The organism is Pseudomonas sp. HY13-MNA-CIBAN-0226 (assembly GCF_040310305.1).
In the GTDB taxonomy this organism is placed as follows: Bacteria; Pseudomonadota; Gammaproteobacteria; order Pseudomonadales; family Pseudomonadaceae; genus Aquipseudomonas; species Aquipseudomonas gregormendelii.
This window is the reverse complement of record NZ_JBEOPS010000121.1, coordinates 1-326: the sequence shown is the minus strand read 5'-3', so window position 1 is coordinate 326 and position 326 is coordinate 1. Positions and strand designations below refer to the sequence as shown.

General features: G+C 52.8%; 1 pseudogene. It reads left to right on the top strand.

The features are described from left to right. Nucleotides 1-326: pseudogene (locus tag AAEZ05_RS28040) on the top strand (excinuclease ABC subunit A); the annotation flags it as partial.

The window sequence follows — 326 nt, the reverse complement described above, 5'->3', positions numbered from 1 at the left end:
ATGCCCCAATAATGCGCGCCTTAGATGCCTTGCTAAAAGTTGGGCTTGGCTACCTAAGACTTGGGCAACCAGCAACCGAGTTGTCTGGTGGCGAAGCACAGCGCATCAAGCTTGCTGCCGAACTGCAGCGTACCCAGCGCGGCGATACGCTGTATGTGCTCGATGAACCAACGACTGGCTTACATCCTTCTGATGTCGCGATGCTGATGGCACAGTTAAATGGGCTGGTCGCAACTGGTAATACGGTGATTATGGTTGAGCATGATATGCAAGTCGCTAGCAACAGCGATTGGATTATCGATATGGGTCCGGGTGCTGGTGATGAG